Origin of the sequence: Shinella zoogloeoides (assembly GCF_033705735.1) — a bacterium.
Classification (GTDB): Bacteria; Pseudomonadota; Alphaproteobacteria; order Rhizobiales; family Rhizobiaceae; genus Shinella; species Shinella zoogloeoides_A.
This window is the reverse complement of the sequence record NZ_CP131130.1, coordinates 3318415-3334746: the sequence shown is the minus strand read 5'-3', so window position 1 is coordinate 3334746 and position 16332 is coordinate 3318415. Positions and strand designations below refer to the sequence as shown.

Annotated in this window: 11 protein-coding genes; 7 read left to right on the top strand and 4 right to left on the bottom strand. The window is 65.7% G+C overall.

Annotation, left to right across the window (positions count from 1 at the left end; all coding sequences use genetic code 11):
- Positions 1–25: 25 nt before the first annotated feature.
- A complete protein-coding gene (gene polA / locus ShzoTeo12_RS16395) occupies positions 26–3013 on the bottom strand; it encodes a DNA polymerase I (RefSeq protein ID WP_318910443.1) in 2988 nt (995 codons plus the stop codon).
- Between the two features lie 437 nt (positions 3014–3450).
- On the opposite strand from polA, the gene ShzoTeo12_RS16390 reads away from it, so the two are divergent.
- From ShzoTeo12_RS16390 to dnaJ, 7 genes are all read left to right on the top strand, one after another.
- Entirely contained in the window at positions 3451–3891 is a 441-nt protein-coding gene (locus tag ShzoTeo12_RS16390) for a MarR family winged helix-turn-helix transcriptional regulator (protein WP_119257215.1), read from the top strand.
- A gap of 81 nt (positions 3892–3972) precedes the next feature.
- Entirely contained in the window at positions 3973–5364 is a 1392-nt protein-coding gene (locus tag ShzoTeo12_RS16385; protein WP_119257214.1) for a dipeptidase, read from the top strand.
- A 203-nt stretch (positions 5365–5567) separates the two neighbouring features.
- The gene (locus ShzoTeo12_RS16380) at positions 5568–6515 is read left to right on the top strand and encodes a lysylphosphatidylglycerol synthase transmembrane domain-containing protein (protein ID WP_119257485.1); all 948 of its coding nucleotides are present in this window, start codon (positions 5568–5570) and stop codon (positions 6513–6515) included.
- A 101-nt stretch (positions 6516–6616) separates the two neighbouring features.
- Complete coding sequence (locus tag ShzoTeo12_RS16375; protein ID WP_119257213.1) at positions 6617–7048, top strand: BA14K family protein; 432 nt, start codon at positions 6617–6619, stop codon at positions 7046–7048.
- 153 nt (positions 7049–7201) lie between these two features.
- Entirely contained in the window at positions 7202–9433 is a 2232-nt protein-coding gene (locus ShzoTeo12_RS16370) for a transglycosylase domain-containing protein (RefSeq protein ID WP_318910440.1), read from the top strand.
- A 280-nt stretch (positions 9434–9713) separates the two neighbouring features.
- On the top strand, positions 9714–11618 hold the full coding sequence (gene dnaK / locus ShzoTeo12_RS16365) for a molecular chaperone DnaK (RefSeq protein WP_318910439.1): 1905 nt from the start codon (positions 9714–9716) through the stop codon (positions 11616–11618).
- Between the two features lie 226 nt (positions 11619–11844).
- Complete coding sequence (gene dnaJ / locus ShzoTeo12_RS16360) at positions 11845–12978, top strand: molecular chaperone DnaJ (protein WP_318910438.1); 1134 nt, start codon at positions 11845–11847, stop codon at positions 12976–12978.
- Between the two features lie 219 nt (positions 12979–13197).
- Here the strand turns inward: dnaJ and ShzoTeo12_RS16355 are convergent, their stop codons facing one another.
- The 3 genes from ShzoTeo12_RS16355 to hyi form a co-directional block, all read right to left on the bottom strand.
- Positions 13198–14466 carry a glycerate kinase gene (locus tag ShzoTeo12_RS16355; RefSeq protein WP_318910436.1) on the bottom strand — a complete coding sequence of 423 codons (1269 nt, stop codon included), beginning with the start codon at positions 14464–14466 and terminating at the stop codon, positions 13198–13200.
- A 158-nt stretch (positions 14467–14624) separates the two neighbouring features.
- Complete coding sequence (locus ShzoTeo12_RS16350) at positions 14625–15509, bottom strand: 2-hydroxy-3-oxopropionate reductase (RefSeq protein ID WP_119257208.1); 885 nt, start codon at positions 15507–15509, stop codon at positions 14625–14627.
- Positions 15510–15542: 33 nt separating this feature from the next.
- Entirely contained in the window at positions 15543–16322 is a 780-nt protein-coding gene (hyi, locus tag ShzoTeo12_RS16345; RefSeq protein WP_318910435.1) for a hydroxypyruvate isomerase, read from the bottom strand.
- Between the last annotated feature and the right edge of the window lie 10 nt (positions 16323–16332).

The window sequence follows — 16332 nt, the reverse complement described above, 5'->3', positions numbered from 1 at the left end:
GTCCCGGCGGGCCGCGCGGCCTTCGTCAGTGCGCCTCGTCCCAGTTGGTCGCGGCGCGTGCATCCACCTTCAGCGGCACCTTCATCGACAGCGCCGGCATGGAGGCGTTTTCCATGATGTCGACGATGACGGGAATGGTCTTGTCGACCTCCCCGTCCTCGACCTCGAAGATCAGTTCGTCATGCACCTGCAGCAGCATGCGGGCGGACAGGCCGGCGGCGGCGAGCGCGGGCTCCATCTTCACCATGGCGCGGCGGATGATATCGGCGGCCGAGCCCTGGATCGGCGCGTTGATCGCGGCGCGCTCGTTAAAGGCGCGCACCGACGGGTTGGACGATTTGATCTCCGGGTAATGGGCGCGGCGGCCGAAGATCGTCTCGACATAGCCGTTCTCGCGGGCGAAGGCCTTGGTGCTATCCATGTAGTCCTTGATGCCCGGGAAACGCTCGAAATACTTCTTGATGTAGTCGCCCGCCTCCGAGCGCTCGATGGAGAGCTGGTTGGCGAGGCCGAAGGCCGAGATGCCGTAGATGATGCCGAAATTGATCGCCTTGGCGCGGCGGCGGATTTCCGCCGGCATGCCTTCCACCGGCACGCCGAACATTTCGGACGCGGTCATGGCATGGATGTCGATGCCGTCGGCGAAGGCCTGCTTGAGCTGCGGAATCTCGGCGACATGGGCGAGCACGCGCAGTTCGATCTGGCTGTAGTCGGCCGAGACCAGCCTATTGCCGGGCGTCGAGATGAAGGCCGTGCGGATCTTGCGGCCCTCGGCCGTGCGCACCGGGATGTTCTGCAGGTTCGGGTCCGAGGAAGAGAGGCGCCCGGTCGTCGTCGCGGCGAGCGCGTAGGACGTGTGCACGCGCTTCGTCTCGGGATGCACGAAGCCGGGCAGCGCGTCGGTATAGGTGGATTTCAGCTTGGTGAGCTGGCGCCAGTCGACGATCTTGCGCGGCAGCGGGATACCCTGTGCCGCAAGGTCCTCCAGCACCTGCGCGGAGGTCGACCACTGGCCGGTCTTGGTCTTCGATGCGCCCGGAAGACCCATCTTGCCGAAGAGGATATCGCCGAGCTGCTTGGGTGAGCCTATGTTGAATCGTTCGCCGGCAAGTTCGTAGATCTCTTCCTCGAAGCCTGCCGCGCCCTGCGCCAGCTCGCCGGAAAGGCGGGAAAGGACCTGCCGGTCGATGGTGATGCCGCGCTCCTCCATGCGGGCGAGCACGGGCACCAGCGGGCGCTCCAGCCGCTCGTAGACCGCCGTCATGCGCTCGGCCGCAAGCCGCGGCTTCAGGACATGCCAGAGCCGCAGCGTCACGTCGGCATCCTCGGCCGCATAGGCGGTGGCGCGAGCGATATCGACCATGTCGAAGGTCTGCGCGCCCTTGCCGGAGCCGGCGACGTCCTTGTAGGCGATCGGCTTGTGGCCGAGCCAGCGCTCGGAAAGCGTGTCCATGCCATGGTTGCCCGCGCCGGCATCGAGCGCATAGGACATCAGCATCGTATCGTCGAAGCCCTGCATGGTGATGCCGTGCCGGCGCATGACGAGATAGTCGTATTTGAGGTTCTGCGCGACCTTGAGGACGGATGGGTCCTCCAGCAGCGCCTTCAGCCGCTCCAGCGCGGCGCGGACCGGGATCTGCCCATCGGCAAGCCCGCCGCCGAGGAGGTCCCCGACGCCGGTCTTGTGGTTGACCGGCACATAGCAGGCGCGGATCGTGGTGCCCGACGGGTCCTTGGAATTGTCGGCGATGGCGAGCGAGAAGCCGCAGAGCTCGGCCTGCATGGCGTCGAGCGAGGTCGTCTCGGTATCGAAGCCGACGAGGCCGGTCTCGCGCGCCGCGGCGATCCAGCGGTCGAGCGCGTCGAGGTCGCGCACCGTCTCATAGGTCGAATGATCGATCGGGCCGGCGGAAAAGCGCTCGGCGCGTGACCTTGCAAGAGCCGCGGGCGTGGCTTCGCCGGGCTTTGCGGTCGGCAGCAGGGTCTCGGCGGCCTCGGCCGCCGTCTCGTCGCCATCAAGATCGAGCGCGGGACCGGCGACCTCGCCCTTGTCGAGATCCGGGCCGTGCGCCTCGGCGCCCCATTCGACCGGCACGCTCGCCGCCTCGATGGCGCCGGCATCGCAGTCGCAGGCTTCCGCGACGCGGCGGGTCAGCGTGGTGAATTCCATCGCCTTCAGGAAGGCGATGAGCTTCGGGCCGTCCTGCGGATGCAGGATCAGGTCGTCCAGCGGCATGTCGAGCGGCGTGTCGGTCTTCAGCGTCACGAGCTGGCGCGAGAGCAGCACGAGCTCGCGGTTGGCGATGATGTTCTCGCGGCGCTTGACCTGCTTGATCTCGTCGGCGCGGGCGAGCAGCGTGTCGAGGTCGCCATACTCTTCCAGAAGCTGCGCGGCGGTCTTCGGGCCGATGCCGGGCACACCCGGCACGTTGTCGGTCGAATCGCCGGTCAGCGATTGCAGGTCGATCATCTTTTCCGGCGGCACGCCCCATTTCTCGATGACTTCGGGAATGGAGATCTGCTTGTCCTTCATGCCGTCATACATCGAGACGCTCTGCGTCACGAGCTGCATGAGGTCCTTGTCGGAAGAGACGATGGTGACGTCGGCGCCATCGGCCTCGGCGAGGCGGGCATAGGTGGCGATCAGGTCGTCCGCCTCGAAGCCCTCCTTCTCGATGCAGGGCAGGTTGAAGGCGCGGGTGGCGTGGCGGATCAGGCCGAACTGCGGGATCAGGTCTTCCGGCGGCGCGGTGCGGTTCGCCTTGTACTGGTCGTAGAGCTCGTTGCGGAAGGTCTTCGAGGAATAGTCGAAGATGACGGCGAAATGCGTCGGCGTCACGCCTACGTCGGTATTGCGCGCATCCTTCAGGAGCTTCCACAGCATGTTGCAGAAACCCGAGACGGCATTGACCGGCAGCCCGTCCGACTTGCGGTTGAGCGGCGGGATGGCGTGGAAGGCGCGGAAGATGAAGCCGGAGCCGTCGACGAGGAAGAGATGATCACCTTTTTTCATGGGGTGAATGGATAGCGCGGGCCGTCTGCCACGTCCATCTCTCATTGCGGATACAGGCCCTCCCCAACCCCTTCCCCCAAGGGGGAGATGCCGGCAGGCAGAGGAGGTTTCCCCACCCTGCGAAGCCTCACGCGAACGTTACCAATTTGTAATTTTCAGCGGGGCTGGAATCCCTTGAAAAGCCACATTCGGACCCACAGATATTGGTCATCGGCACCTGATCAAAGCCGTTGTCTGGCATACGGCCTGTCCCCCGCCGCGCCAGACGAGGACAAAGGCCTCATCCCCCTCTCCGGGCCTTTGTCCATAATTCGCAGAAGCCGCCGCGACACGCCTCCTGTCGCCGGCGGCTTCTCGCATTTCGGGCCTTTCGCGGCCATGCGGATCGCGGGCGATCCGACATTGTCTTCCGCCGCGAACCGGCATAGCTTTCCCGCATGGACTTTGATCGCAAGGAGTCGGCAGCCTACCTCGCCAATCTTCTGGCGAAGGCGGCCTCGCGCGCCCTCCATGCGCGGGCGGACGGCGCGGGCTTCGCGCCCGGCCAGTTCCCCGTCCTGCTCGAACTGTGGGGCGGCGACGGCCTGACCCAGCGCGAACTCCTCGACCGGCTCGACATCGAACAGGCGACGATGGCCAACACGCTCTCGCGCATGGAGCGCGACGGACTGATCTTGCGCCGCCGGCACCCGAAGGACCGGCGGGCGCAGCTCGTCTTCCTGACGACGCGCGGCAAGGCGCTGCGCGAGACCGCGATGGCCGCCGCATCCGCCACCGAGGAGGCGTTGTTCCAGGGCTTCCGGCGCTTCGAGCGGGAGCTGCTTCTGGAATATATGCGCATGGTGCTCGCCAATCTCGGCCGCGATCCGCGCGTCTGACCGTCGCAAGACCGTCATACGATTTGCCCTCGCCGAGGCGATCGGTCTAATGTCGCCGCGCAATTCGCAAGGGATTCGACCATGACCAACATTCTGCCCGTCCTCGATCGCGCCAGCGCCGGCATTCCCGCCAGCCTCGAACGGCTTTTCGAGCTGGTGCGCATCAAGTCCATTTCCACAGACCCGGCCTTCAAGGCCGACTGCCGCAAGGCGGCCGAATGGCTGGTCACCGAGCTGCGCTCGCTCGGCTTCGACGCCACCGTGCGCGACACCCCCGGCCATCCCATGGTCGTCGCCCATCACGACGGCGCGCGTGCCGATGCCCCGCATGTGCTGTTCTACGGCCATTACGACGTCCAGCCGGTCGATCCGCTGAATCTCTGGGACCACGATCCCTTCGAGCCGGCGGTGCGCGATGCCGAAGGCGGCCGCCGCATCATCACCGGCCGCGGCACCTCCGACGACAAGGGCCAGCTCCTGACCTTCGTCGAAGCCTGCCGCGCCTACAAGGAAACGGCCGGCACGCTGCCCTGCCGCGTCACGATCCTCTTCGAAGGCGAGGAAGAATCCGGCTCGCCCTCGCTGAAGCCCTTCCTCGAAGCCAATGCGGCGGAGCTGAAGGCCGATTTCGCCCTCGTGTGCGATACCAGCATGTGGGACGCCGACACGCCGGCGATCTCGGCGGGCCTGCGCGGCCTCGTCGGCGAGGAGATCGTCATCAAGGCGGCCGACCGGGACCTGCATTCCGGCTATTTCGGCGGCGCGGCGGCAAACCCGATCCACATCCTTTCCGACATTCTCGCCGGCCTTCACGACGAGACGGGCCGCGTGACGCTCGACGGCTTCTACGAGGGCGTCGAGGAGACCCCGACGCAGATCAAGGCCGCCTGGGAAAAGCTCGGCAGCTCGGCGGAAAGCCTCCTCGGCGAGGTCGGCCTGTCGATCCCGTCCGGCGAGAAGGGCCGCTCCGTGCTGGAGCTCACCTGGGCGCGGCCGACCGCCGAAGTGAACGGCATCACCGGCGGCTATACCGGCGAGGGCTTCAAGACCGTGATCGCGGCGGAAGCCTCGGCGAAGGTCTCCTTCCGCCTCGTCGGCAAGCAGGATCCCGCGAAGATCCGCGACGCCTTCCGCGCCTATGTCCGCTCGAAGGTCCCGGCCGACTGCTCGGTCTCCTTCCACGCCCATGGCGGCTCGCCGGCCATCCAGCTTCCCTACGATTCGGCGCTCTTGGAAAAGGCGAAGTCCGCGCTGTCGGACGAATGGCCGAAGCCGGCCGTCGTCATCGGCATGGGCGGGTCCATCCCCATCGTTGGCGATTTCCAGAAGATGCTCGGCATGGAATCCTTGCTCGTCGGCTTTGCGCTGTCGGACGACCGCATCCATTCGCCGAACGAGAAATACGAACTGCGTTCCTTCGAGAAGGGCATCCGCTCCTGGGTACGGATCCTCTCCGCGCTGGCGGCGCGTTGACGCAGAAGTGATGACGCGGCTGGCTGGCATTCACCGGGCGAACCGGAAATGCTGGCCAACCGACCAACGACAAGAATGGCCGCGTCGCACCGCGCGATGACAGGCCCATGATGGGGAAGGGTGAGGATGGCGCCAGCACGGACTGCGAAGGCAACCTGCTGCTCGAACGACGGCCTGTCGAAGACGGCCGAAGGCGGGGCGGCATGAAGCGACTGCGGAAATTCTTCTGGCCGCTCGTCAGCACCCTCGCGATCGTCCTGTCGGTCTATATCCTCTATAAGGACCTGCGCGGCCTTTCGCTCGACGAGTTCATGGCGAGCATCAACGCCATTCCGGTGTCCGGCTGGATCCTCGCCTGCGGGGCGACGCTTGTCGCCTATGCGGCGCTCGCCGGCTACGACCACCTGGCGCTGGAACATCTCGGCCACCGCATCTCGCTGTGGTTCATCACCCTCACCTCCTTCACCACCTATGCGCTGTCGCACAATATCGGCGCCTCGGTGTTTTCCGGGGCGCTGGTGCGCTATCGCGCCTATACGTCGAAGGGACTTACCGGATCGGAGGTGGGCGTTCTCGTCGCCTTCTGCTCCTTCACCTTCGCGCTCGGCACCTTCATGCTGTTCGGCTTCGTGCTCGTGCTGGAGCCGGAGATCATCGAGCGCTTCGCCGATTTCCTGCCGATCGAGGCGGCCTTCTCGACGGGGGTCTTCATCCTCGCGGTGGTCGCGCTCTACGTGGTGGGCAGCCTCGTCGGCTTCCGGCCGATCGATACGCGCTGGCTCAAGCTCGAATATCCCAAGCCCTCGCTCGTCTTCCGCCAGCTCATCATCGCACCGATCGAACTGATCGGCGCGGCGGGGATCATCTATTTCGTGCTGCCGGCGGAGGGCAATCCCGGCTTCTTCGTCGTGCTCGGCATCTTCCTCGCCTCCTTCTCCGTCGCGCTCCTCTCCCATGCGCCGGGCGGCATCGGCGTGCTCGAGCTCGTCTTCCTCGCCGGCCTGCCGGACATGGATCCGGCCGTGGTGCTGGCGGCGCTCGCCGTCTTCCGCCTCTTCTACCTCATCGTTCCCTTCGTCATGGCGCTTGTCGTCATCCTCGTCTTCGAGCGATCACGTTTTCTTGCGCGAGCGAGGAACGGAGAGGATTGAAACCAGGAATAGTTTCGGTTCATCTTCGGTTCAGTCGAATTGTTTCATGCTCTGATCCGTCCAGATCATTGTGAAGCAATGAAAAACCAAGGGAGACCGACATGAAGACAACGATCAAGACCGGCCTTTCCGCCGCCATGGCCGTCGCCATGTTCGCCACGACGTTCGTCCCCGCACAGGCTTTCGCCGTTCCGATGCCCAAGGCCGGCGTTTCTCAGAGCAGCGACGTCGAGCAGGTGCAGTATCGCAGGAGACATGGCGGCTGGTATCACGGCCATCGCGGCTATCGTCATGAGCGCCGGGGCTATCGCCGCCATTCGGATGGCTGGTGGTATCCGCTGGCCGCCTTCGGCGCAGGCGCGATCATCGGCGGCGCGATCGCCAACGACGGCTATTCGCGTCCGCGTTACGAAGGCATCAATCCGCGCCACACCGACTGGTGCTATGCGCGCTATCGCTCGTACCGGGCCTACGACAACACGTTCCAGCCCAATTACGGCCCGCGCCGCGAGTGCCTCTCGCCCTACTATTGAGACGACCTTCCGGGCGGCCTTCGGGCCGCCCGATCCCGTCGACCCGATTCCATCGAATTGACGCCAGCGCGTTCACCGCTTCTTAACGACCCCTTAAATCGCCGCATTTAAGGTCCACCGACCGGCGATATCAGAGGGTTCATCCGACCGCTTATGGCAGGCAACCGAAAATCCCAGCGCATCGAACCGTCCTTCCGGGGAGCGGCAGGGCGAGACGACGACGATGATCTCCATCTCGGCGCGGAGGATCGTGTGGCCGGCGGCGGGCGGAACGGCCGCGGCAAGCCGCCGAAGGCCGCCAGGGCGCGGCGCGGTGAGAAGCGGCGGCGCCAGCCCTCGCTCGGCATCTTCGGCCTCTTCCGACGGCTCGTCTACTGGTGCCTGGTGCTCGGCCTGTGGGGCGCCATCGGCGTCGGCGGGCTCGTGCTCTATTACGGCTCGCGCATGCCGAGCGCCACGAGCTGGGCGATCCCCGACCGGCCGCCGAACGTCAAGATCCTCTCGGTCAACGGCGACATCATCGCCAACCGGGGCCTGACCGGCGGCGAGGCGCTGTCGCTGGAGAACATGTCGCCCTACATTCCGCAAGCGGTCATCGCCATCGAGGACCGGCGCTTCTACTCGCATTTCGGCATCGACCCGCTCGGCCTTGCCCGCGCGATGCTGACGAACGTGACGTCCGGCCGCATGGTGCAGGGCGGCTCGACCCTGACGCAGCAGCTCGCCAAGAACATGTTCCTTTCGCCCGAACGCACGCTGGAGCGCAAGGTGCAGGAAGTGCTGCTCTCGATCTGGCTGGAGCACAAATACACCAAGGACCAGATCCTTGCGATGTATCTCAACCGCGTGTTCTTCGGCTCGAATTCCTACGGCGTGGAAGCGGCCTCGCGGCGCTACTTCAACAAGTCGGCGCGCGACGTCAATCTCGGCGAGGCCGCGCTTCTCGCCGGCCTCCTGAAGGCGCCCTCCCGCCTTTCGCCGGCGCGCGATCCGGAAGCGGCGGAGGCGCGCGCCCAGGTCGTCCTCGGCGCGATGCGCGAGGAAGGCTACATCACCGACGCGGAGATCAAGACCGCGATGTCGCAGAGCCCGGCGCGGGCGAAGAGCTACTGGTCCGGCGCCGAGCACTATGCCGCCGACATGGTCATGGCCCAGCTTCCCGGCATGATCGGCGACATCAAGGAAGACCTCGTCATCGACACGACCATCGATCTCGACCTCGAGAAGAAGGCCGACGAGGCGATCTCGAAGATCCTCGACAAGGACGGCGCCAAGTCCAATGCCTCGCAGGCCGCCCTCGTCTCCATCGACGGCACGGGCGCGATCCGCGCGCTGGTCGGCGGGCGCGACTATGCCGAAAGCCAGTTCGACCGCGCCTCCAAGGCCAAGCGCCAGCCCGGCTCGGCCTTCAAGCCCTTCGTCTACGCCGCCGCGCTTGAAGCGGGCCGCTCGCCGCTGTCGCTGCGCAACGACGCGCCGGTCAGGATCGGCAAGTGGACGCCGGAGAACTACGACCAGAAATATCGCGGCGAGGTGACGCTGGCCGCCGCCTTCGCCGAATCGCTCAACACCATCGCCGCCCAGCTCGTCATGGAAGTGGGGCCGGACGAGGTGGTCAAGCTCGCCCGCCGGCTCGGCATCGAATCGGACCTGCAGGCCAATGCCTCGATCGCGCTCGGCACCTCCGAGGTGACGCTCGTCGAGCTGACATCGGCCTATGCGCCCTTCATGAACGGCGGCTACAAGGCGACGCCCCACATCATCCGCCGCATCTCGACCGCCGACGGCAAGGTGCTCTACGAGAACACCTACGATAATCCGCCCCGCGTGCTGGAGCCCAACATCGTTTCCATGATGAACGGCATGATGATGCGCGTGATTTCGCAGGGCACCGGCAAGAACGCCCGCATTCCCGGCTGGCCAGCCGCCGGCAAGACCGGCACGACGCAGTCCTTCCGCGACGCGCTCTTCGTCGGTTATACCAGCAACCTGACGACCGGCGTCTGGTTCGGCAACGATGACGGCAAGTCGATGAAGAAGGTGACGGGCGGTGGACTCCCGGCGCGCGCCTGGAGCCAGTTCATGACGGCGGCCCATGCCGGCCTCTCGCCCTCGCCGCTCTTCGGCACGGCGGGCGGCGACCCGCTGCAGGCCACCGAGCCGGCGCCGGAAGGCGACCAGCTCTTCGACATCATCTCGCGCACGCTCGGCACCGACGAACGGCCCACGGACACCGGCGCGGCCGTCGCCAACGAGCAGACCGGCACCGTGCCGCTCGATGACGGGCCGCTCGACGACGGGATGATCCCGCCGGCCGAGGTCGGCGGCGATGGCCGGCCGGCCACGCACCGCACGACACTTCTCGACATCCTGATGGGCGGCTGACGTCCACGTAAAACCTGCACCGCGCGGTACGGACCGTTCTGCCGGCTTGACGCCCGCCGGCAAGCTCACCACATTGCCGGCGGCGACCCTTTCACCTTGCCGGACACGCTGATTTTGCGCGCTTTGCGCCTCGTCCATGTCTTGCAGTCGTCTGGAGGGGTCCTTATATACCCCGCAAAGCTTCGGTTCAGACCGGCGCTTTCGACAAGACCATACCATTAGGGGCTGCCAAAAGAATGCCTGAATGGGTTCCGGCAGTTCGCTTCAAGGAGAGAATGACATGGCTAAAGTAATCGGTATCGACCTCGGAACGACCAATTCCTGCGTCTCCGTCATGGATGGCAAGGACGCGAAAGTCATCGAAAATGCCGAAGGCGCGCGCACGACGCCTTCCATGGTCGCCTTCACCGAAGACGGTGAGCGGCTGACCGGCCAGCCGGCCAAGCGCCAGGCGGTCACCAACCCGGAAAACACCCTCTTCGCCGTCAAGCGCCTCATCGGCCGCCGCTACGACGACAAGCTCGTCGAGAAGGACAAGGCGCTCGTTCCCTACAAGATCGTCAAGGGCGACAACGGCGACGCCTGGGTCGACGCCCGCGGCAAGGGCTATTCCCCCTCGCAGATCTCCGCGATGATCCTGCAGAAGATGAAGGAAACCGCCGAATCCTACCTCGGCGAGACCATCACGCAGGCCGTCATCACGGTTCCGGCCTACTTCAACGACGCGCAGCGCCAGGCAACCAAGGACGCCGGCAAGATCGCGGGTCTTGAAGTGCTCCGCATCATCAACGAGCCGACGGCTGCCGCGCTCGCCTACGGCCTCGACAAGAAGGACGGCAAGACCATCGCCGTCTACGACCTTGGCGGCGGCACGTTCGACATCTCGGTCCTCGAAATCGGCGACGGCGTCTTCGAAGTGAAGTCGACGAACGGCGACACCTTCCTCGGCGGTGAAGACTTCGACATGCGTCTGGTCAACTACCTCGCCGACGAGTTCAAGAAGGACCAGGGCATCGACCTGAAGAACGACAAGCTCGCCCTGCAGCGCCTCAAGGAAGCTGCCGAAAAGGCCAAGATCGAGCTGTCCTCCTCGCAGCAGACCGAAATCAACCTGCCGTTCATCACGGCGGACGCTTCCGGCCCGAAGCACCTGACGATGAAGCTGACCCGCGCCAAGTTCGAAGCGCTCGTCGACGACCTCGTCCAGCGCACCGTCGCTCCGTGCAAGGCAGCCCTCAAGGATGCCGGCGTCACGGCGGCCGAGATCGACGAAGTCGTTCTCGTCGGTGGCATGAGCCGCATGCCGAAGGTGCAGGAAACCGTCAAGCAGCTGTTCGGCAAGGAACCGCACAAGGGCGTGAACCCGGATGAAGTGGTCGCCATGGGCGCCGCCATCCAGGCCGGCGTTCTGCAGGGCGACGTCAAGGACGTTCTCCTCCTCGACGTGACCCCGCTGTCTCTCGGCATCGAAACGCTGGGCGGCGTCTTCACCCGTCTGATCGAGCGCAACACGACGATCCCGACGAAGAAGAGCCAGACCTTCTCGACCGCCGAGGACAACCAGTCGGCCGTGACCATCCGCGTCAGCCAGGGCGAGCGTGAAATGGCCGCCGACAACAAGCTGCTCGGCCAGTTCGACCTCGTCGGCATTCCGCCGGCACCGCGCGGCATGCCGCAGATCGAAGTCACCTTCGACATCGACGCCAACGGCATCGTGCAGGTCTCGGCCAAGGACAAGGGCACCGGCAAGGAGCACCAGATCCGCATCCAGGCTTCCGGCGGTCTTTCCGACGCCGACATCGAGAAGATGGTCAAGGATGCCGAGGCCAATGCCGAGGCCGACAAGAAGCGCCGCGAGGGCGTCGAGGCGAAGAACCAGGCCGAAAGCCTGATCCATTCGTCGGAGAAGTCCCTCAAGGAATACGGCGACAAGGTCACGGAAGACGACCGCAAGGCCATCGAGGAGGCGATCGCCGCCCTCAAGACCTCGGTCGAAGCCTCCGAGCCCGACGCCGAGGACATCAAGGCCAAGACCAACACGCTCATGGAAGTCTCCATGAAGCTCGGTCAGGCGATCTACGAGGCCCAGCAGGCCGAAGAGACCGCCTCCTCCTCGGATGAGGCCGGCGACAATGTCGTCGATGCCGACTACGAGGAAGTCAAGGACGACAAGAAGTCGGCCTGAGCCTCCTGACATGCCGGCCGCGTCCGACGCGGCCGGTGCAACGGATAGTGAAAAGGCGGAAGTCAGCACGAAGGGAAACAAGGCAGCATGATCACTCCCGTTTATCGCGGCGATGACGTCATGGCCTTCCCTTCGCCCGGCTTCCGCCTTTCGCATGCGTGAGGCCAAGGCAAGCTTCCCCATCCATAATAACAAGACCGTTCCCGCGAAACGGACGTGAACCCGAATGGCAAAAGCTGATTTTTACGAGACGCTGGGTGTCTCCAGGACCGCCGACGAGAAGGAGCTGAAGAGCGCCTTCCGCAAGATGGCGATGAAGTACCACCCCGACAAGAATCCGGGCGATGCCTCCGCAGAACAGAAGTTCAAGGACGTCAACGAAGCCTATGAAATGCTCAAGGACCCGCAGAAGCGGGCAGCCTACGACCGCTACGGCCATGCGGCCTTCGAACACGGCGGCATGGGTGGCGGCGGCTTCGGCGGTGGCGGTTTCGGCGGCGGCGGTTTCTCCGACATCTTCGAGGATATCTTCGGCGAGATGATGGGCGGCGGGCGCCAGCGGCGTTCCTCCGGTGGACGCGAGCGCGGCGGCGACCTTCGCTACAACATGGAGATCTCTCTCGAAGAGGCCTATGCCGGCAAGACCGCGCAGATCCGCGTGCCGACGTCGATCACCTGCGACGTCTGTACCGGCTCCGGCGCCAAGCCGGGCACCAGCCCCAAGACCTGCGCCACCTGCCAGGGCTCCGGCCGCGTGCGCGCCGCACAGGGCTTCTTCTCCATCGAGCGCACCTGCCCGACCTGCCACGGCCGCGGCCAGACGATCAGCGATCCCTGCACCAAGTGCCACGGCAATGGCCGCATCACGGAAGAGCGCTCGCTGTCGGTCAACATTCCGGCCGGCATCGAGGACGGCACGCGCATCCGCCTTTCCGGCGAGGGCGAGGCCGGCGTTCGCGGCGGACCGGCGGGCGACCTCTATATCTTCCTGTCGGTGAAGCCGCACGAATTCTTCCAGCGCGACGGGGCGGACCTCTACTGCGCCGTGCCGATCTCGATGACGACGGCGGCGCTGGGCGGCACCTTCGACGTCGCCACGCTCGACGGCACCAAGTCGCGCGTCTCGGTGCCCGAGGGCACCCAAGCCGGCAAGCAGTTCCGCCTCAAGGGCAAGGGCATGCCGGTGCTGCGCTCCAGCCAGGTCGGCGATCTCTACATCCAGATCCAGATCGAGACGCCGCAGAAGCTCACCAAGCGCCAGCGCGAGCTGCTCAAGGAATTCGAGGAGATTTCCTCGAAGGAGAACAATCCGGAATCGGCGGGCTTCTTCGCCCGGATGAAGGAATTCTTCGAAGGCTGAGACCTTGGGAGACAAACGAAAAGCCCCGGCAGCGCCGGGGCTTTTTTGCATGTTCAATAGAACCGCGAACCTCTCCTCCGTCATGCCCGGCCTGTCCCGAGCATCTGCAACGTCTCGATATTTCAATGCGTTGGCAGATCCTCGGCACAAGGCCGAGGATGACGACAGCGGGTGGAGCGAGGTTAAAGGCTCCGGCGTGCCGGAGCTTTCCCGCCTGGGCTACTGAATCAGGATCGCCCGGAAATCGTTGACGTTGGTGCCGGTCGGGCCGGGCACGAAGAGGTCGCCGAGGGCGTCGAAGGCGGTCCAACTGTCGTTGCGCGACAGGAACTCGGCGGCGTCCTTGCCCTTGTCGGCGAGGCGCGAGACCGTGGTGCCGTCGGCGAAGGCGCCCGCATTGTCCTCCGAGCCGTCGATGCCGTCCGTATCGGCGGCGAGCGCATAAAGGCCTTCGAGGCCGTCAGTGGCGCAGGCGAAGGAGAGCAGGAACTCGCCGTTGCGGCCGCCCTTGCCCTTGCCCCTGATCGTCACGGTGGTTTCGCCCCCCGAGAGGATGACGACGGGTTTATGGAACGGCCGGTCGCGGCGCACGACTTCCGCGGCGATGGCGGCATGCACGCGGCCGACTTCGCAGGCTTCGCCCTCGATGGCGTCGGAAAGGATGACGGCCTCGATGCCGGCTTCCTTCGCGGCGGCGGCGGCGGCTTCCAGCGAGACGGCGGCGGAGGCGACGAGCCTCACCTCGTTGCGGGCATAGCGCGGATCGGAGGGCAATGGCGGCTCGTCCGTGCCGCCCTCGATATGGCGCATGACGGCCTCCGGCAGGTCGAGGCGGTAGCGCTCGATGAGGCGGAGCGCATCGGCGCGGGTCGTCTCGTCGGCGATGGTCGGGCCGGAGGCGACGAGGGCGGGATTGTCGCCCGGAATGTCGGAGACGACCAGCGAGACGACGCGGGCGGGATGGGCGAGCGCGGCCAGCCGGCCGCCCTTGATGCGCGAGACCTGCTTGCGCACGGCATTCATGGCGCTGATCGGCGCGCCGGAGGCGAGCAGCGCCTTGTTGACGGCGATCTCGTCGGCGAGCGTCAGGTCGCCGGCGGGCGCGGGCAGGAGCGCCGAGCCGCCGCCACAGACGAGGGCGACGACGAGGTCGTCCTCGGTGAGGCCCCGCACGGCGGCCATCAGCCGGCCGGAGGCGAGAAGGCCGCTATCGTCCGGCACCGGATGGGCCGCTTCCAGCACCTCGATGCGCTCGCAGGGCACCGCATAGCCGTAGCGCGTGACGACGACGCCCGTCAGCGGCGCGTCCCACAGGCGCTCGAAGGCGCGGGCCATCTGCGCGGCGCCCTTGCCGGCGCCGATCACCACCGTGCGGCCCTTCGGCTTTTCCGGCAGGTTGGCGGCCAGCACCTTTTCAGGATCTGCCGCATCGACCGCGACGGAAAAGAGATGTTCGAGAAAGGCGCGCGGGTCGGCGATGATGGGCATGGGGTTCCTCCGGGTCTGCGGGTAGCTCATATAAACACAGCCCCTCATCCGCAAGCCAGCGCCCTCTCCTCCAAGACGGCGCGGCGGGACGAGGGGCTGTCTCTCCTCCTCAGGATGGGGTGACCGGGCGGGGCTCCCCTCCCCGCCCGGTCAGGCCGTCATGCGACGGCGTGGTTCGCCATGCGCTCCAGCGCGGTGACGAGACCGGAGTGATCGAGGCCCGCATCGCCGTGGGCCGCGCACTGATTGAAAAGCTCCTGCGTGGATGCCGTGTTGGGCAGCGCGACGCCAAGCGTCTTGGCCCCTTGGAGAGCCAGATTGAGGTCCTTCTGGTGCAGCGAGATGCGGAAGCCCGGATCGAAGGTGCGCTTGACCATGCGCTCGCCATGCACTTCGAGGATGCGCGAGGAGGCAAAGCCGCCCATCAGCGCCGCGCGCACGCGCGCCGGATCGGCGCCGGCCTTGGAGGCGAAGACGAGGGCTTCGGCGACGGCCTCGATGGTGAGCGCCACGATGATCTGGTTGGCGACCTTGGTCACCTGACCGTCGCCGCAATCGCCGACGAGCGTGATGTTCTTGCCCATGAGCTGGAAGAGCGGCAGCGCCCTGTCGAAGCTTTCCTGCGAGCCGCCGGCCATGATGGAGAGCGAGGCGTTCTTCGCGCCGACCTCGCCGCCCGAGACCGGGCCGTCGACATATTCGGCGCCGGTCGCGCGGATCTTCTTGGCGAATTCCTTGGTCGCGATCGGCGAGATCGAGCTCATGTCGATGACGAGCTTGCCGGCCGAAAGGCCGTAGGAGACGCCGTTCTCGCCGAAGAGCACGTCCTCGACTTCCGGCGTATCCGGCAGCATGAGGATGATCGTATCGACGGTCTCGGCGAGCGCCTTCGGGCTGTCGACGATCTTCAGGCCGTTATCGACAAGCTCCTGCCGCGGCGCGATCGAGAACTTCGAGGTGATGACGGTGTGGCCGGCATCCTGGAGGTGACGCGCCATGGGCGTGCCCATGATGCCGAGGCCGATGAAACCGATATTTGCCATGATCTAACTCCCAGTCTTGAAATGGTTTGAGGCTCAGCGGCCGACTTCGGCCAGCCAGCCGAGGCCTTCCCCGGTGGTGGTGCGCGGCTTGTATTCGCAGCCGATCCAGCCGTCGTAACCGAGCGCATCGAGCGTCCTGAACACGAAGGGCCAGGCGATCTCGCCGGTGCCCGGCTCGTTGCGGCCCGGATTGTCGGCAAGCTGCACGTGGGGGATCTGCGCCTGGTGCTTCTTGAACGTACCGATCAGCTCGCCCTCGGTGCGCTGCTGATGGTAGAGGTCGTACTGGATATAGAGGTTGTCGGAGCCGACCTCGGCGATGATCGAGGCCGCCTGATCCGGCGTGTTGAGATAGAAGCCGGGAATGTCGAAATGGTTGATCGGCTCGATCAGCAGCTTGATACCGTGCTTACCGAGTTCCGACGCCGCCAGCTTGAGGTTGGAGACGAAGGTGGTGCGCAGCACGCTGTCCGGCACACCGGCCGGCGCGATGCCCGACAGGCAGTTGACCTGCTTGCAGCCGAGCGCCATCGCATAGTCGATGGCCGAGGCAACGCCCCGGCGGAACTCATCGACGCGATCCGGCAGCACCGCGATGCCGCGCTCGCCGCCGGCCCAGTTGCCGGCCGGCAGGTTGTGCAGGACCTGGGTGAGGCCGTGCTTCTTCAATTCGGCGCGCAGGGCTTCCTTGTCGAAATCGTAGGGGAAGAGATACTCGACCCCCTCGAAGCCGGCCTTGGCGGCCAGGGCGAAGCGCTCCATGAAGGGCACCTCGTTGAAGAGCATGGTCAGGTTGGCCGCAAATTTCGGCATTGTATTCTCC